General features: G+C 70.9%; 24 protein-coding genes. 13 read left to right on the forward strand and 11 right to left on the reverse strand.

The genetic code is table 11. The annotated features are described in order from the left end of the window. Positions 1 to 51 precede the first annotated feature (51 nt). The 4 genes from ABTY61_RS28080 to ABTY61_RS28095 are packed head-to-tail and all read left to right on the forward strand — an operon-like array spanning position 52 to position 1,544. Positions 52 to 201 (forward strand): hypothetical protein, encoded by a 150-nt coding sequence (locus tag ABTY61_RS28080; protein ID WP_350507881.1) that lies wholly within the window; start codon positions 52 to 54, stop codon positions 199 to 201. Continuing rightward, positions 198 to 410 carry a hypothetical protein gene (locus ABTY61_RS28085; RefSeq protein ID WP_350507882.1) on the forward strand — a complete coding sequence of 71 codons (213 nt, stop codon included), beginning with the start codon at positions 198 to 200 and terminating at the stop codon, positions 408 to 410. The genes ABTY61_RS28080 and ABTY61_RS28085 overlap by 4 nt, the downstream gene beginning before the upstream one ends. After that, positions 394 to 1,086 (forward strand): phytanoyl-CoA dioxygenase family protein, encoded by a 693-nt coding sequence (locus ABTY61_RS28090; protein ID WP_350507883.1) that lies wholly within the window; start codon positions 394 to 396, stop codon positions 1,084 to 1,086. The genes ABTY61_RS28085 and ABTY61_RS28090 overlap by 17 nt, the downstream gene beginning before the upstream one ends. A 32-nt stretch (positions 1,087 to 1,118) precedes the next feature. After that, the gene (locus tag ABTY61_RS28095; RefSeq protein WP_350507884.1) at positions 1,119 to 1,544 is read left to right on the forward strand and encodes a hypothetical protein; all 426 of its coding nucleotides are present in this window, start codon (positions 1,119 to 1,121) and stop codon (positions 1,542 to 1,544) included. A gap of 62 nt (positions 1,545 to 1,606) precedes the next feature. On the opposite strand, the gene ABTY61_RS28100 is transcribed toward ABTY61_RS28095, so the two are convergent. Then, entirely contained in the window at positions 1,607 to 2,839 is a 1,233-nt protein-coding gene (locus ABTY61_RS28100) for an MFS transporter (protein WP_350507885.1), read from the reverse strand. 316 nt (positions 2,840 to 3,155) lie between these two features. Between ABTY61_RS28100 and ABTY61_RS28105 the strand changes: the two genes are divergently transcribed. After that, positions 3,156 to 3,683, forward strand: a complete 528-nt coding sequence (locus ABTY61_RS28105; protein ID WP_350507886.1) for a hypothetical protein — start codon at positions 3,156 to 3,158, stop codon at positions 3,681 to 3,683. Here ABTY61_RS28105 and ABTY61_RS28110 read toward each other — a convergent pair. Next, positions 3,649 to 4,431, reverse strand: a complete 783-nt coding sequence (locus ABTY61_RS28110; RefSeq protein WP_350507887.1) for an IS5 family transposase — start codon at positions 4,429 to 4,431, stop codon at positions 3,649 to 3,651. The genes ABTY61_RS28105 and ABTY61_RS28110 overlap by 35 nt on opposite strands. A gap of 452 nt (positions 4,432 to 4,883) precedes the next feature. On the opposite strand from ABTY61_RS28110, the gene ABTY61_RS28115 reads away from it, so the two are divergent. Continuing rightward, positions 4,884 to 9,122, forward strand: coding sequence for a hypothetical protein (locus ABTY61_RS28115; RefSeq protein WP_350507888.1), 4,239 nt, complete (start codon positions 4,884 to 4,886; stop codon positions 9,120 to 9,122). 302 nt (positions 9,123 to 9,424) lie between these two features. Further along, positions 9,425 to 9,589 (forward strand): helicase associated domain-containing protein, encoded by a 165-nt coding sequence (locus tag ABTY61_RS28120; protein WP_350507889.1) that lies wholly within the window; start codon positions 9,425 to 9,427, stop codon positions 9,587 to 9,589. Positions 9,590 to 9,746: 157 nt separating this feature from the next. On the opposite strand, the gene ABTY61_RS28125 is transcribed toward ABTY61_RS28120, so the two are convergent. Next, the gene (locus ABTY61_RS28125) at positions 9,747 to 10,394 is read right to left on the reverse strand and encodes a hypothetical protein (protein ID WP_350507890.1); all 648 of its coding nucleotides are present in this window, start codon (positions 10,392 to 10,394) and stop codon (positions 9,747 to 9,749) included. A gap of 80 nt (positions 10,395 to 10,474) precedes the next feature. Between ABTY61_RS28125 and ABTY61_RS28130 the strand changes: the two genes are divergently transcribed. Then, positions 10,475 to 10,774 (forward strand): TopoII/MutL transducer domain-containing protein, encoded by a 300-nt coding sequence (locus ABTY61_RS28130; protein ID WP_350507958.1) that lies wholly within the window; start codon positions 10,475 to 10,477, stop codon positions 10,772 to 10,774. Between the two features lie 57 nt (positions 10,775 to 10,831). Here ABTY61_RS28130 and ABTY61_RS28135 read toward each other — a convergent pair whose 3' ends face one another. Next, positions 10,832 to 11,140, reverse strand: a complete 309-nt coding sequence (locus ABTY61_RS28135; protein ID WP_350507891.1) for a hypothetical protein — start codon at positions 11,138 to 11,140, stop codon at positions 10,832 to 10,834. Here ABTY61_RS28135 and ABTY61_RS28140 point away from each other — a divergent pair. Then, the gene (locus ABTY61_RS28140; RefSeq protein ID WP_350507892.1) at positions 11,139 to 12,437 is read left to right on the forward strand and encodes a pentapeptide repeat-containing protein; all 1,299 of its coding nucleotides are present in this window, start codon (positions 11,139 to 11,141) and stop codon (positions 12,435 to 12,437) included. The genes ABTY61_RS28135 and ABTY61_RS28140 overlap by 2 nt on opposite strands. Before the next feature lie 32 nt (positions 12,438 to 12,469). Here the strand turns inward: ABTY61_RS28140 and ABTY61_RS28145 are convergent, their stop codons facing one another. After that, positions 12,470 to 13,048, reverse strand: a complete 579-nt coding sequence (locus tag ABTY61_RS28145; RefSeq protein ID WP_350507893.1) for a helicase associated domain-containing protein — start codon at positions 13,046 to 13,048, stop codon at positions 12,470 to 12,472. Between ABTY61_RS28145 and ABTY61_RS28150 the strand changes: the two genes are divergently transcribed. Beyond that, the gene (locus ABTY61_RS28150; protein WP_350507894.1) at positions 13,025 to 13,693 is read left to right on the forward strand and encodes a hypothetical protein; all 669 of its coding nucleotides are present in this window, start codon (positions 13,025 to 13,027) and stop codon (positions 13,691 to 13,693) included. The genes ABTY61_RS28145 and ABTY61_RS28150 overlap by 24 nt on opposite strands. Positions 13,694 to 13,956: 263 nt before the next feature. Here ABTY61_RS28150 and ABTY61_RS28155 read toward each other — a convergent pair whose 3' ends face one another. Further along, entirely contained in the window at positions 13,957 to 15,219 is a 1,263-nt protein-coding gene (locus ABTY61_RS28155) for an alpha/beta hydrolase (protein ID WP_350507895.1), read from the reverse strand. Positions 15,220 to 15,255: 36 nt separating this feature from the next. Between ABTY61_RS28155 and ABTY61_RS28160 the strand changes: the two genes are divergently transcribed. After that, entirely contained in the window at positions 15,256 to 15,819 is a 564-nt protein-coding gene (locus tag ABTY61_RS28160; RefSeq protein ID WP_350507896.1) for a helix-turn-helix domain-containing protein, read from the forward strand. Between the two features lie 171 nt (positions 15,820 to 15,990). After that, entirely contained in the window at positions 15,991 to 16,311 is a 321-nt protein-coding gene (locus ABTY61_RS28165; protein ID WP_350507897.1) for a hypothetical protein, read from the forward strand. Positions 16,312 to 16,488: 177 nt separating this feature from the next. Here ABTY61_RS28165 and ABTY61_RS28170 read toward each other — a convergent pair whose 3' ends face one another. Together ABTY61_RS28170 and ABTY61_RS28175 are read right to left on the reverse strand one after the other, a co-directional pair. Beyond that, positions 16,489 to 17,574 carry a PIG-L deacetylase family protein gene (locus ABTY61_RS28170; protein ID WP_350507898.1) on the reverse strand — a complete coding sequence of 362 codons (1,086 nt, stop codon included), beginning with the start codon at positions 17,572 to 17,574 and terminating at the stop codon, positions 16,489 to 16,491. Between the two features lie 363 nt (positions 17,575 to 17,937). After that, complete coding sequence (locus ABTY61_RS28175) at positions 17,938 to 19,740, reverse strand: serine/threonine-protein kinase (protein WP_350507899.1); 1,803 nt, start codon at positions 19,738 to 19,740, stop codon at positions 17,938 to 17,940. Positions 19,741 to 19,947: 207 nt separating this feature from the next. Between ABTY61_RS28175 and ABTY61_RS28180 the strand changes: the two genes are divergently transcribed. Continuing rightward, positions 19,948 to 20,157, forward strand: a complete 210-nt coding sequence (locus ABTY61_RS28180) for a hypothetical protein (RefSeq protein ID WP_350507900.1) — start codon at positions 19,948 to 19,950, stop codon at positions 20,155 to 20,157. 90 nt (positions 20,158 to 20,247) lie between these two features. On the opposite strand, the gene ABTY61_RS28185 is transcribed toward ABTY61_RS28180, so the two are convergent. The 3 genes from ABTY61_RS28185 to ABTY61_RS28195 form a co-directional block, all read right to left on the reverse strand. After that, entirely contained in the window at positions 20,248 to 21,192 is a 945-nt protein-coding gene (locus tag ABTY61_RS28185; protein WP_350507901.1) for an alpha/beta hydrolase family protein, read from the reverse strand. A 595-nt stretch (positions 21,193 to 21,787) separates the two neighbouring features. After that, complete coding sequence (locus tag ABTY61_RS28190; RefSeq protein ID WP_350507902.1) at positions 21,788 to 22,207, reverse strand: DUF6841 family protein; 420 nt, start codon at positions 22,205 to 22,207, stop codon at positions 21,788 to 21,790. Positions 22,208 to 22,234: 27 nt separating this feature from the next. Beyond that, positions 22,235 to 23,083 carry an SDR family NAD(P)-dependent oxidoreductase gene (locus tag ABTY61_RS28195; protein WP_350507903.1) on the reverse strand — a complete coding sequence of 283 codons (849 nt, stop codon included), beginning with the start codon at positions 23,081 to 23,083 and terminating at the stop codon, positions 22,235 to 22,237. Positions 23,084 to 23,198: the final 115 nt, after the last annotated feature.

Consider the following 23,198-nt stretch of genomic DNA (forward strand, 5'->3'; position numbering starts at 1 on the left):
GTGGACGCGCTGGGCGGCGCCCACTCCCCCCGCACGCGCTGGAGTACCGCCATGCCCGCGAGCAGACCGCATCTGAGACACCCCGGCGACGACTTGGTGGTGACGGTCGACGGCAGGACGGTGGTCCACATCGCCAACCACAGCGTCGCCTACCGCCGAGCCCGGCTGTTCCGCGAGCTGCGCGGCCGGGGACCGCGGTGAACAGCGCCGACTTCGTCCCGCCGGAGAAGCGCCGACGGGGCCTGACCATCCGCACGTACCGACTCGCCGTCGACGGCACCCGCTCCGACGACACCGGCACGGTCACCCTCAACCCCGACGACGTGAGCCCCGACGCTCGCCACCCCGCGGCCATCTGGCCGTTCTGCCCATGCCCCGTCCACGGAGGAGACCGTGACCGTCCCCACTGAGATTGAGGGCCTTCTCGGCCGGCGCGGCATGAGCTCGCCCATCGAGTGGTCAACGCCCGGAGCGGCACGCGGCCGGGCCGCACTCCTGGTCGCCGAGCACCGCGCGAGCGGCCGCGAGATCGTCCCGAACCCGCACCTCACCGAGGACTGGGCCGCCTTCGCCGCCCGCTCCCCGAACCTGCTCGCCGCAGTCCAGGCCGTCCTCGGGCCGGACGTCGCGGTGGAGAACACGTTCCTCGTCGTGAAGTGGCCGGGCCGGCAGTTCGAGATCCCCTGGCACCAGGACGGCATCGACGACCGCCTGGAGCTGCACCCCGAGCGGTCGGTCTCGGCGTGGCTGGCCGTCACCGACGCCACCGTGACCAACGGGTGCCTGTACGTCGCCCCGGGCTCCCAGCGCGCCGGCTACCTGCAGGTAGAGAAGGAACCCTCGAACGGCGCCGAGCGCGGCCGGGCCGACCAGGTAGCTGGCTTCACCCCCGAGACCACCATCCCCGTGCCGCTGCGCGCCGGCTGCGCCGTCCTCATGGACAGCCGTCTGGTCCACCGCTCCGGCACCAACACCAGTAGCGGCGCCCGTATCGGGCTGAACGTCCGCTACACCGCGCCGGGCGGCATCGTGCGGCGCGACCCCCAGAGCCCCAGCGTCGTGCCGATCAGCGGCACGGGCTGGTAGTCCGGCAGGACAAGGGAGAGGAGAGCACCACTGTGACCATCCTCGACACGCTCGACCAGGCGACCGCGGTGACCCGCGTGCGCGTCCTGACCGGGGAGGACGCCGACGCGGCCCGCCGCGCCGACAAGACCCCGATCGGCAAGTCCGACTGCACCTACTACTGCCCCGACGCCGCGACCGCCGAGCGGTGCATCGAGGCGCTGCGCGAGTCCGACGAGCGCCTGCGCCGGCGGCCGGAGGAGCTGATGCTCTGGGACTGGCAGTGCACCTACTGGGAGGCCGAGCCCGGCAACCCCAACGGCGGCGGCACCGTGCTGCTCGGCGTCGCCTGGTACGACCCGGCGTTCTTCGCCGACCGGCGCGACGCCTGGTTCGGCGCCATGCACCAGCGGATCTACCAGCAGCTGGGCATCCCGCTGGAGGACATCACCGTCACCCACTGGTCCCTGATCGCGTGATCTGAGACCGACAGCGCCAAGGGCCGGCCTCCCTCTGGGGTAGGCCGGCCCCGCTCGCGTCCTCAGCCACGCACGCTCTCCAGCACCGGCTCCGCACCCGGCAGCGGCGTACGGGTCTTCGCCCACCACACCACGACCGCGCACCCGGCGACGCCCACCACGGCGGTGACAAGACCGCCGGCGGTGAACCCCGCCCTCGGGTGGGCTGCCGCCAGCGCGGGAATCCCCGCCATCGCCAGGGTGCCCATGGTCCGGATCACCGTCTGGTCGAGCGTCAGCAGCCGCCTGCGGGCGGCCGGCGGGAACTGCGCCAGGTGCGTGGACAGCGACACCGCCAGGAACGGCGAGACGGCCCCGTACGCGGCCGACACCGCCACCAGCTCGGCCACCGTGCTCACCGACCCGGTCGCCGCCATCAGCACCCCGGAGACGGACCACGCGGCGCAGTAGAACACCGGCAGGGCCCGGGGGAGACGGACGTTCCCGGCGACCGCGTTACCGAGGATCGACCCGGCCCCGGTGGCGGCCAGCATCACGCCGTACGTGCCGACCCCGCCGCCGAGCCGTACCGCCACCAGCGCGGGCATCACGATCGACACCGCACCCGCGAAGATCGCGATCCCGTGGACGGCCAGCACCACCCCGGTCTCCGGATGAGTGCGCACCAATGCCCGGGCCCGCGGCCGGACAGCAGGCGCCGCGGTCGCCCCGGCCGGCCCGGCCTGCCTGCGCGCGGCACCGGCGCCCAGCACTGCCAGTGCGAGCGCGGAGAGTGCGAACGTGCCCGCGTCCAGCCAGAAGAGCCCGGCCATCGGCATCACCGCGAGCAGCACCCCGGCCGACCCGGGGCCAGCGACCCGCGCGATCCGATTGGTCGAGTCCATCAGCCCGCTGACGGCCTGGACCTCCTCCGCACGCACCAAGTCCGGGACCAGGGCGCCGAGGTTCGGATCGAACAGCGCCCCGCCGACCCCGAGCAGGCCGGCCGACACCAGCAGCCCCGGCGTGCCGAATACCCCCCACGTCCATGGCAGCGCCGCGACCAGCACCATGCGGACCACGTCCACCCCGGCGAGCGAGCGCAGCGTGGTGAAACGCTCCATCAACGGCCGGCCGACGGTGCCGAGCACGATGTACGGCACCGACTCCGCGATGGCCACCAGACCCATCGCCGCGCCTCCGGATCTGTCCCAGGCGAGCCACATCACCGCCAGCGCGTACAGCCGGTCACCGAAGACCGACGCCGTCTGCGCGCCCCACAGGAGAAGAACCGGGCCCCGCCGAAGCAGCCGCACGTATCGCAAGATCTTTCGCCCTCCGGAAAGCACGAAGTCCCGGCAGCAGGCTTGCCACCGGGAACTCCCTTAACCCTAGGGCAAGTTGAAGATCACCTGTCGCAGACTCCCCGGTTGTCCCATCCGCGGCAGCGTGCGGTCGCGCCCACCAGACCGCGCCCGATCACCGCCTGCCCGTACCCGCCGTGGCAGCTGGTCGTTGAGAAGCCGTTGTCTTATCGGACGTGATCGACGTATTTCCGCTGGTGAGGCATAGTGCCGGTGGTTGCGCGGCAGGCCTGATCCATCGGGATGGTCTCGTCGGTGGAGGTGCCGAATGGCGTCGGTGGTGGGGCTGCTGGAGGAACGGGAGCTGGCCGCGCGACAGCGGATGGAGTCGCTGCGCGAGGCGGCGGAGCGGATCCTGGCCGAGCTGGCTGCTGCGGAGAGCGACTGGGAGCGGTGGGTGATCGCCCGGGAGAGGGTCGGTCAGGTCCTGTCCGCGCCGTGTGGGCAGGAGATGCCGACGGTGCCGGAGGACAAGCACTCCGGGCAGGCCGAGCCGGCTCCGGTTCGGACGCCCGCGGTCGGTTCGGTGGTGCCGGTGCGCCGGGAAGGACTGGACGTGTCCGCGCTGGCACCGGATTACCAGCGGATCGTCAATCTCCTGGCAGACCATCAACGGTCCGCCGCGGGCGAGGCGATGGGCTGCCAGGAGATGGCGGCCGTGCTGGGGCTGGAGGTGGTTGCGGCGAAGGTCGAAGGAGTGCGGTCGAAGGCGAAGCGCCTGGTCGAGCGGGGCTGGCTGGCCGAAAGGGTGCCGGGCCGGTTCAGTATCGCCGGCGGGCCAGGCGGCGGCTCATGACCATGGTCATCGACCACCAGATCATCGCCTCGGCGGTGTCGGTGCGGGCCTCGTAGTCGCGGGCGAGGCGGCGTGAGCGCATCAGCCAGGCGAACGTGCGCTCCACCAGCCACCTTTTCGGCAGCACGGCGAATCCGGATGTGTCGGCACCGCGCTCGACCACGGTCAGCGCAATGCGCCAGGTCCTCGCGGCGAGGTCGACCAGGCGCCCGGTGTAGCCGCCGTCCGCCCATACCAGGGTCAGGCGCCAGAACCGCTCGCGCAGTCGGGCCAGCAGTGTTCGGGCGGCCTCGCGGTCGGTGACGGACGCGGCGGTGACCATCACGGCCGGCAGCAGTCCGAGGCTGTCCACCACGATGTGCCGCTTGCGCCCGGGCACCTTCTTCCCGCCGTCGTAGCCGGACGTCGCCCTCGGCACCGACGCGGCGGCCCGCACCGACTGCGAGTCGATGATCCCCGCGGTCGGTTCCGGATCCCGCCCGGCCGCCTCGCGGACCCTTCCACGCAGCCGGTCGTGCAGTTCCTTGGCCAAGCCCTGGTCGCGCCAGCGCCGGTAGAAGGCGTAGACCCGATCCCACACGGGGAAGTCGACGGGCATCGCCCGCCAGGAGATGCCGCCGGCGACCAGGTAGCGGACAGCATCCAACATCTGCCGGTGGCAATAGCCCTCCGGCTGACCGCCCCGGCCCTCCAGCCACCCCGGCACCGGCAACGACGCACGAACAACCGCCCACTCCTCGTCCGTCATGTCCGAGGGGTACCGGCGCCGCCGCTCGGGACGATCGGCCGCGTTCCCGTACACGTGCGCGAGGCAATCACACGATCGGGCAACCGAGTTGGACTCCACCCGCACCCGCACGGAAGACTGTGACACCAGGGCCTCCTGGAACCTCGAACGTCTCGACAACCTTCGAGCTACCAAGAGGCCCTACCTCTATGCGTCCGCCGACCGGCGATCACCCGAACGAGACTCCCGTTCGATCGACACGTCCCACGAGCGGTACGACAACGGCTTCTTATGCTGCCTGCCGTGAGCAGGTCCTCAATGACGGCGGTGCACTGGTGAGTTCAAAGCGGAACACACGGGCATGCGACAGCGGAGCGGGGTGTGCCAAGGGCCAGAAGAAGATATCGGTCCCGGCCGGCGACCTCACGGAGCAGTTCGCACGGCTGCGTTCAGGAGCCGCGAACGTCGCCGGGGTGACATTCCAGGTCTCCTTGTCAGCGATGCTCCTGTCCACAGGCCGTGCTGGCCACATTCCGGGGCTACCTGTCGGCGCAGTGTGTCCAGAAGGATTCGAAGACGTCGACTGCCACCTGACCGACGGTTCGCGGCTGTTCGTGCAGAGCAAAGCGCGTGGGCCCGGCGCCCAGAACATCGCGGCCGCGGAACTCGCAGAGATCATGGCTCATGCCACTCAGACGCTCTGGCTATCCGACCAGGCCACCATGCTGCAGAGAGAGCAGCAAGGCGCAGCGGCTGGAGAGGTCCTCGACAAGGTGGAGGCGCCCTTCCCGGCACGTCTGGCTGTTGTGACCAATGGAAGGTTCGGTAGCTCGCTTCCGCACACGGGGTGGACGGACAACCTCGACACCACCCTGACCGCACTCGCCGCCGGAGCCACGCCCCGGACGACGCTGCTGACAGCCTTGAAGAAGCAGCTGTCTATTCTGGGGTTGGATCCCGCGCTCGCCCCGATGACGCTCTCCCGGACGCATCTGATCGAGGTGAGCGAGGACCTCGGACAAGCCACAACGTCAATGCTGCAGAACGGGCTTGGGCTGCACCCCTCAATGGCCGCGCTGCTGCGCAGCCGTCTGCAGTGCGATCTGGCCGACGTCGCCGCCGCGCAGCAACATGCTGCCTTCGCCGAGGCCATGGTCCGCACGACCAGTGATCTTGACGCGATGGCCGCCGCACTCGGCAGGGAGATCGACGTCGACAGCCTGGACGAAGCAGTCGCCGCCGGGGTATGCGAACCGCTGGACTTCCTCGCTCCGTCCCCGCAGGACGCCCAAGGGTTCTTCGAGGGCATCAGTGTGCTCCCAAGCCACATTGCCGCAGGCTTGGACGTGCTGCGCCCCCAGGAGTCTCAGCAGGTTCTGGATGGCCTGTCCGCCCGTGGACAGGTCATCATCTCCGGCCCAAGCGGCAGCGGTAAGTCGGCGTTGCTGTGGCGGTGCGCCCGCCTGATCGAGGCTGGGCCTCGCCTGCTGAGAGTACTGAGGGTGGCCACCTCGCACGACGCGGAACTGCTCGTACGCCACGTGATGCGCACCAAGCCATCACGCCAGTGCCGCGTCGTGGTCTGCGTCGACGACCTTGGCCGGGCCCGCACGGCTTCCTGGATCGAGGCACGCGACCGACTGCTCGAAATGCCCGGTGTCGCGATCATGGCCGCAGGACGACGTGAAGACCTGACTCCGGCTCTGACCCGGGGCGCAGCCCTCGTGGATGCGGCGCTGACCCCCACCGCGGCCGAACAGGTCTACCACGCGGTCCAGGACAGCGGGGTGCCGCTGGTGATGGCCCGTGAGGAAGCAGTCAAGCAGGCCGACGGGCTGCTGATGGAGTTCCTCGCCCTGGCCACCACCGGTCGGCGGCTGCGCGAGGTCCTGGCCGAGCAAGTCGACGCGCTCGCCGAACCTCCGCGACGCCTCGACCGATCGGTACTACGACTGGTTTGCGCCGCACACGCGCTGGGCTTCGAAGTCCCCACCGACACACTGCCCACCGCGCTCGGCCAGGATCCTGACGCCCTGGAGGAAGTCTTCCACCGACTGGTCGGCGAACACCTCGTCACCAACACCGAGGGCAACGGGTGGAAAGGCCTGCACGACCTGCGCACCGAGGTCCTCCTCGACCTCCTGCACGCCAACGCGCTACCCACGCTCGCATCGACGTACGCCATGGCAATCACGGCGCTCGCGGCGCCCGCCCGCCCGCAGGCCCTGCGCCGCGCCGCCGTGCGTGTGGCGAAGACCACCGCGCAGGACCTGGACACGCTCACCGCTTCGCAGAGGCTGACTCGCATCCATCACGCGTTGCACCCCCTGGCTCAGTGCATCGCCGAGCAACTGCGGCACACAGCCGCGGGGAGATCGGACGCCGTAGGTGACGCCGCCGTCCACGCGGCCGGCTTGCTGGAGGCGGCCGACCGGATCGACAGCGTCGCGCACGTCTACGCGGCCCTCCCCCTGGTCGAGCAGGAACGGCCGCCAGGCATCGACGCAGCGACACTCCTGTGGACCGCCTGGATGTCACAGGAGATAGACCTCGATCTTCCGCAGTTCGAGCCCGTGAAAGCACTCGGAAGACAGCTACCGGCGCGGAGCGAAGACACCGCGCTCGCCGCCGGGAACGCACTGGGCTCCGCGGCTCTGCTCAGTCTGGTATGCAGCACGCAACTGACCACTGCCGTACGACTGTGCGAGGCAGCTGAAGGGCTGATCACATTCAGCCCGGAGCAGGCCGGCACCGGGTATCGGCATCACGTCCCCGTACTACCCGACCCGCCCGGCAGTGGTAGCAGCGTGGCGGCAGATCTGCGTGCCCAGCTCACAGCCTCGCTGGCCGTGTTGGCCGATCTTCGCGGAGCCGACGTCACGGCGGTGTTCGGCGGCGTGACCCGGCGCGCCATCGACGCCGTAGCCAGCGACCCGTTCGGGTGCAGCGTGAACGTCACCTTCCTTCCCTTGACGGCACTCGGCCCGGAAACGACCAGCCTGGCCCGGCCATGGACCTACGCTGGCGACCTGGCCTGCTCAGTGCGTGCGATCTCCTACGCACGCCCCGACGGCTCTCCAGCGGCGCCGTCGGGGTACGCGCCAGAGCCAGGGGGCGATCAGGCCTCGGAGAACGGCCAGATCATCGTGCTGATACGGCGCCTGTTCGATGCATGTCCCGAGGCAGACATGGTCGACGCGGAACTGTGGCACGCCCACAACCAACCCAGGCAGGTCGTCGGCATCACCGAAGGCGTCAACCGCTTGCGGGCCGGCGTTCTGCGCCGCGCCCGTGCGACCAGCCGCAACGTCGCCCTGCAGGCCGCCGCCATGGAGAGCGCGGGAAACGGGACATGGACAGAACGCTGCCGTGCCCAAGCCCTGCTGGCCACCGATCTGCTCGCCCTGCTCGCGAAAATTCCGGCACGGCTACGGCCCAAGGATTCGACTCCGGCCCGGCAGGAGTGGACAGCGCGCGTCGAGCGCGCCCACCAAGCCGCCGTCGCGCTTCCGGCCCGCCCAGCCGAACCCGCTCCCCTGCTGGCCACAGCGGACGCCGTCTCGATGTCCTACACCGCAGCCCAGGAAGACGCGGCCCTGCGCGAGGCCCCTCAGTTGGACGCTGCCAAAAAGGCATTCTCAGCCATCGCCTCCAGCCTGCGGCAGGTTGCCCACGCTCAAGGCAACGCGCAGGCCCTACGCGGCGCCGGAGCCAGACTCTCAGATGCCCTTCCCGACCTGAGGCGCGCCATCGACCAAGGCAGTCCCCTACTGTCCGGGATCGGCGACACGCTTCCCCCCGCACTGGTCGCCGCGCTGACGGACACCGCCAGACTGCTGTCCGCGGTCGACGAGCCTACAGTCGCTACGGCACTGCGACGCGGTACCCAGGACGGCGACCGCCTCCGCACGGCCGTGCACGCGAGCATGCAAGCCGTCCTGGACGCATCGTTGCAGGCCGTCACCTCTCTGCTGGCCAACTCCGGGGTCTGCGTGGTCAACTCTGCTGTCCTGGCCGACAGCGCTCCAGCAGCCCCCTGGCGCGACCGACAACTGGCGCTCAGCGTCCCGCTCGAACAATGGCCCACGGCCCTGGAAACGATCCGCTCCTGGGCCCCCGAGGCCCGGGAAGCAGCCGGGATGCGCTGTCGGATCGCGCTCGTACCAATCGAGGACGAGGAAATCCTGCCGATGGGCATCCACATCGACGGCTTCGGACAGCCCCTCCCCCTACTCGAAGAGCACTTGGGTGCGCTCGCCGACGCTCTCGGCGCACCCCTGCGCGGCAACGACACCCAGGCCGACCTGCAGCAGCCGGCCGAGCAACTGCGCGCCTACTCCTATGCTCTGGTACGCCGGGCGAACCGCACGCCAGGCTGGACATCCGATCCGACCAACCCGCCAGGGCCCCACACCATCGCCGACACGTTCGCCCGCACGCACTCCGATGTCCTCTCCCACCAGGCAAACGCCGAGGCACTCCCCTACAGCGGGCAATGTCGACTGATCGCCTCCCTGGCCCTCCTCGAACTGTGCGACCTCGTTGCTCACGAAGACGGCAGACAACCGGGCCTGGCTGCGGGCATGGCCGGCATCGACGTCACCCATCCGATCATCCCCGAAGGGAACGAGGCGACCGCGAAGCTCAACTTCGCCCTCACCGCCGCCATCGAAGCCGACCGCGGCAGCCACCAAACACCGCAGGCAGGTTGAGAAGAAGACACACCCCCACCCCGTACCGGTACTGAGCTGCTCAAACGCGAAGGAAACCGTTGGGATTCCGGCGATAAAACCGTGATTCCCCGTCAAGCGACGGAGCCACAGGTCGTGACGCTTCCTACGCCCAGGCAAGATCAACCAATGCACCATCCGTGCAGATCAGACCACAAGCCGAGAGCGATCCAGGTTTCCCGACCAATCTACGGACTCACAGCTGGCAGCCGTACCGGCTTGCCGGGCAAAACCAGGAACTCACAGCGATCGCGGCGTCGCTGCCCGGTCCCGGGGTCGGGTCGGTGACCGTGCCGCGCCAGCACATCGAGGAAATCCGGGACAGCGACGACGGCGCGATGGTGGAGGTGAAGCTCGGGGCGTGGATCTCCAACACCAGGACCCGCCGGGCCAAGCTCACCGGTGAGCAGCTCGACCAGCTCGCGGCGCTCGGGCTCGACTGGCGCTGACCCCGGCCGGGCCCGGCGCCCGCCGCCGAGCGAGCCACCTTCACCGCCCTGCCCCATCGGGATCCGGCCGCGACGGGCCGAGGCGCAGCACCGCGCACAGGTGGCGGCCCGCGCAACCCCGCCAACACGGCCAAAACACCCCACAACCACCAACAGGTCACACCCGGCGGCCCTTCGCCGGGTAGAGCCTGGCGTGCAGTACCCGGTCCTCCCACCACGGGTCATCCGGGGCGGAGACCAGCGCGGCCACCCGCTCCCGCTTCGTCGGGGCGGGCAGCACCAGCGGGCCCAAGTCCTTCTCGGCACGGTCCCGCTCGCACTGCGGGCACTCCAGCCGGTCGGGGCCGGCCTTCTCGGTCAGCTCCAGCAGCGAGCCCTCCTGGCCGCCGATGGAGCCCCGGCACGTCCAGCACGGGCGCAGCGCGGCGTTGGCCGTGCGGGCGGCCTCCAGTTGTTCTTCGGCCTCCCGTTCCAGTCGCTCCTCGCGGTCCTGGTGGCAGGGCCAGCAGCGGCCACCCGGGCGGCGGGTCCACTCGACCTGTCCCTGGCGGCCGTACTCCCAGGTGCTCTCCTCCTCGGGAACCTCGCCGCAGTCGATGCAGACCAGGGAGTCCATCAGCTCCTGGTGGGCCTTGTGCTCCTCGTCCTCGCGGGCGGCTTGGCGCTGGTCGCAGGCGGCCCGGTTGTTCGGGTTCTCCAGCGCCTCGATGAGGGAGTGCCGGCCCGGGCGGCCGAAGCGCCACCACACCGGCCCGAGCGGCCCGTGCTCGGCCAGCAGTTCCAGCGTGGTCGCGACGATGGGCACGGCGTCGTCGTACTCGCGCCAGCCGTCGTCGTTGTAGTCGCGGACCTCCCTGCACCACCGGCCGCGCCAGCAGTCGGCGGATCGGCTTCCGCGAGGGCCTCGCGGCCGCGGTCAACGCCCACGCCCGGGAGCACCAGCTGCTCACCCCGTCCGACCCCGACTTCACCCCCGCCCAGCTCAGCGCGGGCCTGACGGCAGTCGTGTCGGTGAAGCTCGACCACCCCACGTTCGAGGGCGCCTGTCGCGACCGACTGGGCAACGAACCCGTCCGCGCCTGCGTCGCCGAGGCCGTCCGAGAACACCTGACCGCCTGGCTCCGCACCCACCTGGCACAGGCGACGGCCGTCCTCACCCGGATCTCGACGACCACCCGCCGCTGACAGCACAGGTGGGGGCAGAACTCCTCCTCCGCCCGGTGCTTCACCGCCTGGCGCAGCTCACAGCCGGCGGGCCATCGGGACCCGCGGGCGTGGCGGCGTACGGCCCTGGGAGGCACCATCCAGGAGGGCCGCGAGCAGGCCGATCGTCCGCTGGGTGGTCTTGTCCGGGACGAACCGGTGGTCCATGCTCAGCGGGCCGTCTGCGTACCAGTCCGGCAACGCCAGGAGCCGTGTCTGGACGGTGCGCAGCCCCGTGCCGGGGCGGAAGGCCGGGTCGGCTTCGCCGCCGGTGCGGATGGCGACCGCACTTGCGTCCGGGCACGCCTTCCCGGCCCGCGAACGGCCGCGGCCTACCGTGGCAACCATGACGACCCTACTCAGCGTGCTGGACAGCACCTGGTCGGCACTCGCCGCAGGTCCGCCGCCCCAGCCCCGCCATCAAGGGGCCGCAGCGGGCAGCCAATGGACGGTCTTCGTGGGGAGCCTCCTCGGCCTCGTCGGGGTGGTGATCGGTGCCGGGATTGGTTTGTGGGCCGCCAAGACGACAGCACGGCAGCAACGCAAGAGCGCCCGGCACGAACTGCGCCAACAACGGGTCCGATTGCTCAACGAGCGGTTCGCCACCGCATCCGAACTCCTCGGTCACACGGAGCCAGCCCACCGGCTCGCCGGCGTTCACGCGATGGCCGGACTGGCCGACGACTGGCATGAACGGCGGCAGACCTGCATTGACGTGCTCTGCGCTCAACTGCGCATGCCGTACCCGACTGAGCCAGGCGCGAAGGCGCCGGCCAAGAAGCACTTGGCCTGGCGGGCCGACCGCGAGGTCCGCCACACCGTGCTCCGTGTCATCTGCGACCACCTCCAAGAGGAGGTCAGCGAGTCCGCAACCTCCTGGACCGGACACGCCTTCGACTTCACCGGCGCCGTATTCGACGGCGGTGCCTTCACCGGCGCGTGCTTCACCGGCAGCACCGTGGACTTCTCCAACTCCGAGTTCAGCAGCGGCACGGTGGACTTCTCCAACATCAAGGTCAGCGGCGGCAGGCTGGACTTCTCTGGTGCGCAGTTCCTCGGCGGCACGGTGAACTTTCATAGTGCGACCTTCTCCGACGGAGGAGTGTCCTTTTCCGACGCGAGATTCTCCGGTGCCTCGGTGGACTTCACCCGTGCAAAGTTCGTCGGAGGCCTAATGACCTTCCTCCACGCGGAGTTCTACGACGGCAGGGTGGCGTTCGACATGGCCGAGTTCGCCGACGGCACGGTGAGCTTCGTCGAAGCGAGGTTCACCGGTGGCAAGGTGGCCTTCACCGGAGCGAGGTTCACCGGCTGCAGGGTGGAGGCCTATGAAGCCGAGTTCTCGGACAGCCCAGTGATCTTCGACTACGCGGAGTTCATCGACGGCAGTGTGAACCTTCGCGGTGCGAGACTCAGGGGTGGCAGTGTGGAGTTCCACATGGCGCACTTCGCCGGCTGCACCGTGGACTTCCGCCACATGAGCCTCACCGGCGGACGAATCATCATGTGGGCGGTCGCGCAGTGGACACATCCGCCCCTCTTCGATGACGGCGTTCTGGAGGCACCGCCCACCGACCTCCAGCTCCCGATCGAGCCGCAGCCGCAGCCGCAGCCGCCCGAAGCTGATGGACTCGCTGGCGCTTGATCGGGCCGGGACGGCGGGGTGAACCGGACGGGTCAGCCGGTGACGGTCTCGGCGTGCCGATAGAGCGCGTCCAGGAGCGCGGTCTGGTGGTTAGTCAGCTTGCCGTCGGCGCGGGCCTTGTCCTGCTTGCGCAGCCACGTGCCGGGACGGAAGGCCGGGTCGTCGCCGAGGCCGGTGCGGTTCGCCGGGCCGTCGAGGGTTCCGCCGGCGGCGAGGTAGGCGAGCAGGCGGCGGTAGGAGCGGTTCCAGTCCGGCTCCAGCCGCCACAGCTCGTCCAGGGCGTCGAGCTTGGCGACCTGGTCGGTGGTGAGGTTGTCGGCCTTGCGCTGGCGGCGCATCCACGCGCCCACCGCGTAGTCATCCAGCTTCGCGGTCGCGGGGATCGCCAGGTGGCCGTGCTGGTGGTGGAACGCGGCGGCGTAGGCGGCCCCGCGCTCCCAGGCGTTGGCGTTCTTCGACCAGATCATCCCGAGGGCGTCCAACTCGCTGACCCGGGCGGCGTCGAGCAGGCCCTGGCCGTAGAGGTGGCGCTGGCGGGTGAGCCAGGAGATCAGCTCGGCATGCTTGGTCTTGTCGGTGAGGTCGAGGTGGCCGTGCTGAAGGTGGAACACGGCGGCGACCGCGTGCATCCGCTGCCACTCGACCGCACGCGGGTTGAACGCCCGCAGCTTGACGGTCTGGAGGATCCTCGCCGCGTGCTGCTTCGCGTTGATCCGCAGCCACTCGATCGGCGACTCAACCGGGGCCGGCTGCTGCTCGCCCTCGGCGGCCTCGCTCTCGGCCAGCTTGGCTGCGGTGGTGTGCGCGGTGCCCTGCGAGCGGCCGGCGCGCAGCTCGGTGATCCGGCCGGCTCCCCGCCGCTCCCGCGCATCGCCGCGGCCACGCCCGCCGAGGTCGCCGGCCTCGCCACGGCGGCCGACCCGCCCCCGCGCATGCTGGTCGCCCTGCGCGGCGACCTGGCGGACGCGATCCGCGACACGCTCGCCCGCGACTGCGACGCGAAGGCCCTCAAGGCGATCGCCCCGCACCCGGGTCTCACCGAGGCACGACTGCTCGCCGTGATCGACCGCCACGGTCCCCGCGTGGCTGCGAAGGCCGCCACGAACCCTGACGCGACTGCGATCGTCCTGGAGCGACTGACCCGTCAGCCCGCTTGCGCGCGCAAGGCCTTCCGCGAGATCGCCCAACCCGGCGGCGGACCTCGAGGCTACGCCGACCGCGCCCGCACGCTCGGCTACGCGGTGGCGGACGTATGAACGAGGGATCGGGCGTGCCGGACAGGCTCAGGCCGCGGGCGTGGCCGACTGCTGGACGGGGCAGAACAAACGTCCCTCACACTCCCCCACCCCTGGATAATCCCCCTCCGGACACACGGAGACAGAACCCAGGTCGGTGACGATGCTCGGTTCCAAGCCTGACAGCGGCCACCGGGAATGGCCCACGGACGGCCAGTTACGGGTGTAACCGGCGGTGACCGCTGTGGGCTCGACGCATTGGCCTGGTCGGAGCCTTGTCCTCCCTATTGTGGTGCCAGCCAGGTCGCGATCTCGTCGACCACCGAAGGGGCGACATGTCCTGGCCGGGCGTACTCGGCTGGGGTGGGATGGCCGCTGCCGGCGAAGAAGAGGTGGTTGGCGTCCTGGTGGATCCGGATCGTCACCCCGGGCCGGTGTGCCAGGGCGCGCTGCCAGAGTGCCAGGTCGTCGGCGACGGTCACCTGGTAGTCCCGTCCGCCCTGCAGGATCAGCATCGGGCAGGCCAGCGCGGCCGCCGTGGCCGCCGGGTCGTAGGCACGCAGGTCGAGCCAGTAGGCGGCGGAGAACCCCAGGGGCAACAGGTCCGGCGGTGTCTCGGGCGTGAGTTCGGGGCCTGCCACCAGCGCGGCCTGCCGGGCGAGCGCGGCCACCGCCTCGTCGGTACTCGGGCCGGGGGCGAGGGCCGCGAGGTGGCGGGCCACCCGGACGGCCGCCTGGTGCATCGGCTGCGCGTCCGCAGCGAGCAGCACCAGGCCCGCGACCGACGGATCGGCGGCGGCGATCCGAGGCGCCGCTTTACCGCCCATGCTGTGGCCGAGCAGATGGATCCGGTCCGAGGCCACCTCGGGTTGCTGCAGGAGCAGTTGGACGGCGGCGAGGGCGGGCGGCAGGTACTCGTCGGCCATGGTGAAGCCGGAGGGCAAGTGGCCGGGATGTGCGAAGGTCGGCTTGTCGAAGCGCAGCACGGCCACCTGGCGGGAGGCGAGTCCCCAGGCGATGTCCTTCAGCGGCTTGTTGGGGCCGCTGGTCTCATCCCGGTCGAACGGCCCTCCACCGGCGAGCAGGACCACGGCGGGCCGCGGTCCGGGACCGTCGGGCAGGGTGAGTGTGCCGGGCACGGCGAGTGGCCCGGTTCCGAGCAGGACTTCCCGCTCGGTGAACCGGTCCTCGTGCGCGTAGTGCGGTGGTTGCCATACGGCGCCATCGTGCGGATCGAGGCGCAGCCCGTGCAGCAGGCCGTCGCCGCCGACCGAGGTGACCACGGCGAAGCCTCCGTCGGCGCAGGTGACCGCGATGCGCACGCGGATCGGGTCGGTTTCGCCGGCCTGGATCTGTGGCTCCCGGACCGCCTTGATCCCGCCGTGGCCGGCGGCCTCGGTGGCCCAGGCCAGTCGCAGTGCCTCAGCGGAGACCATGGCCCGCAGCGGGGGCGCGAAGAGCTCCGCGATCTTGTCGAAACGCTCTGCCCGCAGCAGCGCGGCGAAGCCCCGCGCCACCTCCGGTACCCCACCCTCATCCATTCGCATGATTGAGAACAGTAGCAGTTATGAGAAGGTTCGGGTATGGACTCCCTGAAACTGCTCGCCCACCCCATCCGGCTGCGGATCGTGCATGCGATGGGCGGTGGAAGACTGCTGACCACCGCACAGTTGTGCGCGCGCATCCCGGAAGCCTCCAAGGCCACCGTCTACCGCCACATCGATCTACTGGTGAGCGGCGGAATCCTGGAGGTCGCCGAGGAGCACCGGGTGCGTGGGGCGGTGGAACGGCACTACCGGCTGCGTCCGGACCGGGCCGTCGTCGGGGCCGAGGCGGTCCGCACGCTCACCCCGGAGGACCATCGGCAGGCATTCACCACGGCGATGACCGCCCTGCTCGCGGAGTTCAACGCCTATCTCGACCGTGAGGAGGCGGACCCCGTGGCCGACCAGGTGGGCTACCGGCAGCACTCCCTCTGGCTCAGCCCGACGGAACTGACGGAGCTGATCGGCGAGCTACGCGCGGCCATCGTGCCGAGGCTGGCCAACTCGCCCAGCCTCGAACGGGCGCAATACCTGCTCAGCCCGATCCACTTCCCGGTGGAAGGCCCGCAGGAAACCGAGCAGCCGACGACCGAAACCGGGTAACCACCTCGTTGACGACTACGCGTTGCGACATCCGCGGCCGGATAACTCCCCGCCGACCGGCCGTGAGCGGGGAATCCGAGCCGGCCGCCGACACCGGCGCTCCTGCCGGGTTGTCCTTGCTGCGTGAGAGGCTGCCGGCGACATCAAGAGCTGGATCGGAGAGCTGGCGGGATGGGTTTCGAGGGCGAAGTCTGGCGGCTGATGCGGCAGGAGGATCTGCTCGGCGAGATCGTGATCGACGAAGCCGACTTTCCGTGGCTGAACGGGCGCTTCGTTCCAACGCCGGCGTTCGAAGAGGTGAAGCCGTGGTTCGACGATTCGCTGGCTCTGCTGGAGACGGAGGAGTACGGGCGGTTCGAAGCCTCCTACGACCGGATCGCCGGCGCCTTGTCGCTGGTGGCCCCGGCGGGTCCGGTCGCAGAGTTCCTCCTGCATATCAGTGACGGTCGCGCTTGGTTCAGGTGGAGTGACGAACCGTTCGGCGACGGCTGAGCCCGCCAGGCCCCGGGGAATTGCGGGTGGTGGCGTGCCGGGGGCGAACGGGCGCCGGGGGCTTTGCGTCGAGAACGTGGTGCAGCGTTCAACGACCCGAACGGTGGTCAGGAAACGAACCGCCCGGGGCAGCCTACGGCCGGCCGGCCCGGGCGCCGGTCGGCGCCCGGCGGTCCGTCAGGACCAGTCCCACTGCGGCTCGCCGGTGAAGCGCTTGCTCTCCTTGTCGATGTTGCCGGTCTGGTACTTGTTCTTGTCGGGGAGGGCGAAGACGTACTCGTGCAGGTCGGCCGCCGCGCTCTCCATCTTCTCCGGGACGCTGTGGTATCCGAGCGCGTAGAAGTTCTTGGACGGGTTCCAGGCGTTGTAGCAGCGGATGGCGTTGTTCTTCTTCTTCATGTGCTCGTCGGGGATGTCCAGCACGTAGGCGGCGCCCCTGCGGCGGTAGCTCTCCGGGTAGTCGTAGGCGTAGACGAAGTTGAAGCGCACGTCGGTGAGCACGCCGTCCCACGCCAGAGCCACGGCCGCGTCGGTGATCGCCTTGTGGGTCCGGGTGACCTCCAGCCAGCCCGCGGTGAACTTGTGCGAGGCGCCCGGGTACTGGTCCGCGAGGGACGCGATCTTCGACTTGACCGTCTTGGTGAGCTTCTTGAAGGCGTCGTCGCCGTCGTACGCGGTGTCGGGGATCTTCCAGTTGATCACCTTGTCGACGCCGAGGGCCTTCGCCGAGGCCATGAACTCGGCGGTCCGGGCGGGCACGACCATGCTGTCACCGTCGGTCGGCCATTCCACCCCGTGGGGGCCGTGGGCCGCGCACCGGCCCGAGGGGCGCAGCCTGCACGACCAGTCGACCTTCTTCCACTCCCCCGTCTTCTCGTCCTTCTGCCACGCCCACTCGTTCATGATGGCCGCCAGCTGGTCGTTCTCACCCCGTGTCACCAACACCAGGTACACGGGCCGTCCGGCCGCCTTGTGCTCCAGGATCGATCCGGCCAGGCCCAGCGCCTCGTCGTCCTGGTGCGGCGAGTAGAAGATCGCCGGGGCGGACGCGGCCGAGGCCTTGCCCCCCATCAGGCCGGTGCCCAGAAGCGTCGCCCCGGCCATCGCGCCCGCCGTCAGCAAGCGCCGCCGGGACAGGCCCGCGGGTGCGAGGTCCGCCGGCGCGGCCTCCGGCCCGCTCCACCGGGCGGGCCCGAACCCCGGCCCGCCGTCGCCGGTGGAAGCGGAGAGATCGAGACGGTGGCGGAAATGGCGATCGGCCATGGGCAGGCTCCTCGGGCAGCGGCGCCACGGGTGCGGCGCGGGAAACGGGCGTTGACGGTGACGGTGGACGAACCACCAGGTCACATCCACGACACTACGGAGCGCACCCGTCACCGGTCGTCACTCATCGGAACGGGGACCGCACTCCCGCCCCCGCCCCGGCCCGGGACCGTGCTCCCGGGTCCCGGCCCGCCCATCGGCGGTGGCAGCGCCGGCGGGGGTGGCAGCGCCGGCGGTGGCGCACCGTACCAGCTCGACGGCCGGCGGCGACAATGACACGGGCTGCCGGCCCGCTTCGTCGCACAGGAGCCCGTCTGAACGGTGGGCCGCGGTGCGCGGCCCACCGGCCCGGGGTGACCGTGGTCAGGAGCCGCGCTGCCAGGTGCTCAGCGAGAGCTTGACCTCGCCGGTCTGCAGGTCGGCGGTCTCGATGACGGCGATCCCGATGCTGTTGGTGCCGCGGGCGCGTATGCACAGCAGCCTGCCGCCGCTGACCTCCCCGAAGCCGACGTGGGCCTCGGGCCTGGTGTTGATCGCGGTGTTGCACTGGGCCGGGGTGGACGACGGGTCGGTCAGCACGGCGAAGTCGGAGAGGTCGTAGCCGGCCGCGCTGAAGGAGTCGGCCGAGGCACTGCCGGCGGGGCTCTCGTGCGTCAGGGCGAGCGCCCACTTGGGGGTGGTGACGGCGGGGGCCGTCTTGCCGCCGACCAGGTCCACCTGGTACGCCTGGGTGGCGAACCGGATTGCCGGGATGCTCAGTTCGACCTTGCTCACCAGCGGGGTGTAGCTCCCCCCGGCGGTCGGCGCGCTGCCGCCCGCAGGCGCCGCCGCGCCGGGGCCCGCCGCTGCGGTGGCGACGGCCGCGGGCGTGCCGTCGGGCGCCGCGGGCGTGCCGGCGGGCGCGGCCGGGGACTGCGCGGCGGCGCTGCCGGCGGCCGGGGCCTGGGCGGTGGCGGCCGGCTTGTCGTTGTGGGTGAGCACCACCCCGGCCACTGTGCCGCCGAGCGCCACGACCACGGCGACGGCCAGCAGGGCCTTCCAGGAGACGCCTCCCGTCCTGGCCTGCGCCACCGCGGGGGCCGGCGCGGCCCCGCCGACCGGGACGGCCTGCTCCGGCTGCCGCGCCCGCGTGGTGGGCAGCTCGCCGAAAGCCGGCGGCGGGACGGCTGCCGACGGCGGCTCGGGGAGGGTGGGCGGGAGCCCCGCGTCCAGCACGGTGGGGGTCGGCGGCGTCCTGGGCAGGTCGGAGCGCCGGGTGATCTCGGAGGACACCGGCGCGGGGAGCCAGTCGTCGGCGAACCGCAGCTGCCCGCCGACCTCGGGGTGGTTGCGGGCGGCCTCGATGACCTCGGCCGGCGTGGGACGGTCCTCGGGCGACTTGGCCAGGCAGCGCTCCAGCAGCGCGCGCAGCTCGGCGGGCACCGCGTCCAGCGCCGGCGGCTCGTGCACCACGCGGTAGAGCACCGCGGTGTCCGGCCCCTCGCCGAACGGCTGCACGCCGCCGGCCACGTAGGCGGCCAGCGCGCCCAGCGCGAAGACGTCGGTGGCGGGGGTGACCGCCGCGCCCTGGGCCTGCTCGGGCGACATGAACGCGGGCGAGCCGATCCGCAGGCCGGTGCCGGTCAGCACGGTGGCGTCGGCGGCCCGGGCGATGCCGAAGTCGATCACCCGCGGGCCGTCGGCGGCGACCAGGACGTTGGCGGGCTTCAGGTCGCGGTGCACCACGTCGACGCCGTGGATCGCCTGCAGCGCCTCGGCGATGCCGCCCATCAGCAGCAGCACGGTGCGCACCGGCAGCGCGCCGTGCTCGCGCACCACCTGCTGCAGGGAGGGGCCCGGCACGTACGCGGTGACCAGCCAGGGGGTGTCGGCCTCGGTGCCGGCGTCGATCACCTGCGCGGTGTAGAGACCGTGGATCCGCTGGGCGTTGGTCACCTCCTGGGTGAAGCGGCGGTGGAACTCCGGGTCCTCGGCGAACTCGGGGCGGACCACCTTGAGCGCCACCGGGCGGCCGCCGGGGGTGTAGGAGAGGTAGACCCGGCCCATCCCGCCGGCCCCGAGCCGCGCGTACAGCCGGTAGCCGGCGACTTGGGCCGGGTCGTCCGCCTGGAGGGGCTGGAAGGCGGGCGGCGGCGATGCGACGTGGTGCAGATCGTCTGCAGGCATGAGCGGAGAAGATCCTTACTGTGTGTCAACTACCGTGATTCAAAGTCGAATTGGCTGAACAGCCGCGACGCCGGGGCCGGGCACCGCGCCCTGGGCGGCCCGCGCAGAGGAGACTACAGTTTTGTTCAACAATCCTACAAGGGCGAAGTAGGGTCGTCCTCAACGGATTTGAACGCGGGTCGCCCGACAGCTCGGAGAGAAGACACCATGGCCGGAAGCAACAAGACCCCCACCCCCGACTTCGGCGCCCTGGCGGCGGACCGGGGCCGGCCGGCCCAGGCCGGGGCCGGGGCCGCCCAGCGGCTGGCGGACGAGCGCCTGGTGGCGCACGGGAGGAACCGCGGGGTCTTCGTCCGCGTCCTGACGCCGGCCGACGTCAGGACGTACTGCTTCCTCGGGCTGGGCTCCGTGATCTGACGAAAGAACCGACGCCGACCACGACCCGCCCGGCGGACCCGTGACCAGGCCTGCCCCTCGCGTGGGCGAACGGGGGCACCGGGCCCGGCTTCACTGCGGTTCCGGGCCTGACCGAGGGTCCTTCCGGAAGACGAGTTCCGGGTAGTGCGCGGTAGGCCCGTTGAGGACAGGTGCTCTGTGGCCGCGTAGATGCAGGCCGAAGAAGGCCGCGAGGACGTCCCGCTGCACGGACAGCGAGCGGCTCCACTGCAACGGGCCGATGAAGGAGGCGAGTTGTTCCGGGGTCCCGCCGAGCCGCGCCACGGCCTGAGGGAGCAGCGCCTCGTAGTCGGTGAAGGAGAAGTGCTCGGACCCGGCCAGTCGCACGAAGCGGCGCCAGCCCCGCAGATGAGGCCAGGTGTCCAGCCATGTCGGGTCGTCGGGCCGATCCGCCCCCACCAGCAACAAAGGCCTGTCGACGCCACGCGTGACGACCTCGCCCGACAGGGCCCCGTCGAGGTTCGCTCCGGCGGTGATCGGCAGTCCTGCGCACATGGCCTCGGCCGTGGTGGCGCCGCCCAGCGAATGGCCGAACATCGCCGTACGCGACAGGTCCATGATGTCCGGCAGCCCGACAGGGAGGTCGGGTGTTCCGTGCCGGAGCGCACGGTCCAGCTCCTTCAGGGTGTACCGGACGTCGTCGACCCGCACCCGGACGGCCTTGCCGACGATGCGTGCCTCCTCGGCGGGCGGCAGGGTCGGGGACAGCTCAGGCATTCCGTACGTCTCGACGCGGCCGTCGGGGAACTCGACCTGCCCGGCGTCGTAGGTGTGATCGATGGTGACGACCACATAGCCGTGGCTGGCGAGGTCCTCGACGAGGGCCAGGCCGGAGCTGCGGTGTTGCCCGTGGCCGTGTGAGTAGAGGATCACCGGCCTGGGCCCGCCGGCCGTCTGCGCGGGCGCGTCCGGTCCGGCGTGCGAGTCGGGGAGCGTGACGTACCCGGTGGGCAGGAGACCGGAACTCTGGAAGTGTCGGGCCGCCGCCGGTGTCATCCAGGGGGCACGAAGACGACCCGTCACCCGTGCCGCGGGATACCAGATCTGGATCATGAATTCCCGCGCCGGCTTGGCCGGTACCCATGGGTCTCGCCGGGAACGATCCACGAGCCGCAGGGAGCGCGTGCCGATCGCGTGTCTGCCGGTCGGCATGGGCAGTGCGAGGCGTAGAGGCGGGGCCTGTTCCCCTGGGACGGACGCGGCCGAACGCCGCACGGGAGAGGCAGTGGCCGGGGATGTTCCCGCCGCGGTGAGGGCAACCGCCAAGGTACCGCCGACGGTCATCAGCTTGCGTCGCGTCCACGGTTGCCGGGTCAGTGCTGTCCGGGCTGCCGTTCCGTCGGACCGGCGCGACGGCGCATTCGTGGGGTGCCTCCCATGGCACCGGTGCTGAGTGGTCATGATCCGAGTATCGAAGTCGACTCGCCCCTTCACCGATGACGGCTGTCACCACTGTGACTGACAAATGTCACCTAGGTCTGCTTCATCATGACGGCCTGTCGATAAGAGGCCGCGCGGATAGGTGACCGGCCGTCGGGTTGTCGAGATCCGGGCCCATGCGGTTGGTCGGCTTCCGCCCCCGCAGCCAGGCTCAGCCGGCCAGGACCGCCGAGGTGGTGATCCGCCAGCCTTCGGCCGTGCGGGCGAGGAAGTAGAACACGCGGGGGCGCTGGAACTCGGCGCCCGAGCGGTCGTAGCGGGCCCAGCTCACCTCGATGGTGACCGCTCGCTCGTTCAGCACCCGGACGGTCGGGTCCAGTGCCTGGCTGCCGCCGTAGTCGAGGTCGCGCAGGGCGGCCAGCTCGTGGGCGAGCCCGGCGGTCAGCTGCTCGGCCGAGGTGAGGACCGTGTGTGCGCTGCCGGTGGCCACGGTCAGGGGTACTGCGAAGTACTCCAGCAGCGGCGCCGGGTCGGTGCCGCCGGCTGCGGCGAGTTCGATGAAGGTGGCCGCGTAGCGGTCGAACGAATGCTTCGCGTCCGTTTCGGCACGCGACAGGTCCGCGGTGGACATGGGTGGTCTTCTCCTTCCGGGGTTGTTTCAGCGGACCCAGGCGCTGGTGAGGGCCTGGACCGCGGAGCCGTCGAGGTCGGCGAGCGTGGTGGCGACGAAGTCACGGGCCCACGCGGAGGTCTGGAGCCGGAAGGCCGGGCGGTCGGCGGCCAGGGCCTCGACGATCGGGGCGGCGGCCTCGGCCGAGGTCTGGGCGTCGGCGAGGAAAACGTCCCGGACGGCTTCGAAGTACGCCTCGAGAGCCGGGGCGTAGGGCCCGGCCGCGGCGACCGCGGCGGGGCGGTCCAGGTTCTGGTTGGCGACGAACTCGCTCACGACCGGGCCCGGTTCGACCACGGTGACGTCGACGCCGACCGTCGCGGCGACGGGGGCGAGGGACTCCATGAAGCCCTCGACGGCGAACTTGGCGGCGCAGTAGGCGTCGTTGAAGGGCTGGCCGACGGCGCCGCCGATGCTGGTGACGGTGATGACCCGGCCTCGGCTGGCGCGCAGGTGGGGCAGGGCGGCGCGGGTGGCGGCGACCACGCCGAAGAAGTTGACCTCCATGGCGGCGCGGACGTCGTCCAGGCTCATCAGTTCGATGGTGCCGGTCTTCGCGGCGCCGGCGTTGTTGACCAGCGCGTCGAGGCGGCCGTGTTCGGCGATGACCTCGTCCAGGCAGGCGGCGATGCCGGCGGCGTCGGTCACGTCCAGGCGCTTGACCTGGATGCGGTCGGCCACGCCCGCCTCGGCGGCGACCTCGAGCAGCGCCTCGGCCTTGCCCGTGTCACGCATGGTCGCGATGGTCGTCCAGCCGGCCCGTGCGGCGCCGACGGCGGCGGCCAGGCCGATCCCGGAGGACGTGCCGGTGATCAGGACGGTCTTCGCAGAAGTCATGAGGGTCTTCCTTGCCTGTGGAGCGTACGGGCGGCAACCCGAAAACGGGGAACTCCCCGATTAGCCTCGACCGTAACCGGAGAACTCCCCGGTTGTCCAAGTAGACTGGTCCCCC

The organism is Kitasatospora sp. NPDC096128 (genome assembly GCF_040303105.1).
Taxonomy (GTDB): domain Bacteria; phylum Actinomycetota; class Actinomycetes; order Streptomycetales; family Streptomycetaceae; genus Kitasatospora.

What these genes read in the sequence shown, in the direction of transcription:
- ABTY61_RS28165 (WP_350507897.1), top strand. Translation starts at nt 15,991, where the DNA reads ATGGGTTTCGAGGGCGAAGTCTGGCGGCTGATGCGGCAGGAGGATCTG.
- ABTY61_RS28195 (WP_350507903.1), bottom strand. Translation starts at nt 23,083, where the DNA reads ATGACTTCTGCGAAGACCGTCCTGATCACCGGCACGTCCTCCGGGATC.
- ABTY61_RS28105 (WP_350507886.1), top strand. Translation starts at nt 3,156, where the DNA reads ATGGCGTCGGTGGTGGGGCTGCTGGAGGAACGGGAGCTGGCCGCGCGA.
- ABTY61_RS28185 (WP_350507901.1), bottom strand. Translation starts at nt 21,192, where the DNA reads ATGACACCGGCGGCGGCCCGACACTTCCAGAGTTCCGGTCTCCTGCCC.
- ABTY61_RS28155 (WP_350507895.1), bottom strand. Translation starts at nt 15,219, where the DNA reads ATGCGAATGGATGAGGGTGGGGTACCGGAGGTGGCGCGGGGCTTCGCC.
- ABTY61_RS28190 (WP_350507902.1), bottom strand. Translation starts at nt 22,207, where the DNA reads ATGTCCACCGCGGACCTGTCGCGTGCCGAAACGGACGCGAAGCATTCG.
- ABTY61_RS28110 (WP_350507887.1), bottom strand. Translation starts at nt 4,431, where the DNA reads ATGACGGACGAGGAGTGGGCGGTTGTTCGTGCGTCGTTGCCGGTGCCG.
- ABTY61_RS28175 (WP_350507899.1), bottom strand. Translation starts at nt 19,740, where the DNA reads ATGCCTGCAGACGATCTGCACCACGTCGCATCGCCGCCGCCCGCCTTC.
- ABTY61_RS28170 (WP_350507898.1), bottom strand. Translation starts at nt 17,574, where the DNA reads ATGGCCGATCGCCATTTCCGCCACCGTCTCGATCTCTCCGCTTCCACC.
- ABTY61_RS28180 (WP_350507900.1), top strand. Translation starts at nt 19,948, where the DNA reads ATGGCCGGAAGCAACAAGACCCCCACCCCCGACTTCGGCGCCCTGGCG.
- ABTY61_RS28135 (WP_350507891.1), bottom strand. Translation starts at nt 11,140, where the DNA reads ATGGTTGCCACGGTAGGCCGCGGCCGTTCGCGGGCCGGGAAGGCGTGC.
- ABTY61_RS28140 (WP_350507892.1), top strand. Translation starts at nt 11,139, where the DNA reads ATGACGACCCTACTCAGCGTGCTGGACAGCACCTGGTCGGCACTCGCC.
- ABTY61_RS28160 (WP_350507896.1), top strand. Translation starts at nt 15,256, where the DNA reads ATGGACTCCCTGAAACTGCTCGCCCACCCCATCCGGCTGCGGATCGTG.
- ABTY61_RS28080 (WP_350507881.1), top strand. Translation starts at nt 52, where the DNA reads ATGCCCGCGAGCAGACCGCATCTGAGACACCCCGGCGACGACTTGGTG.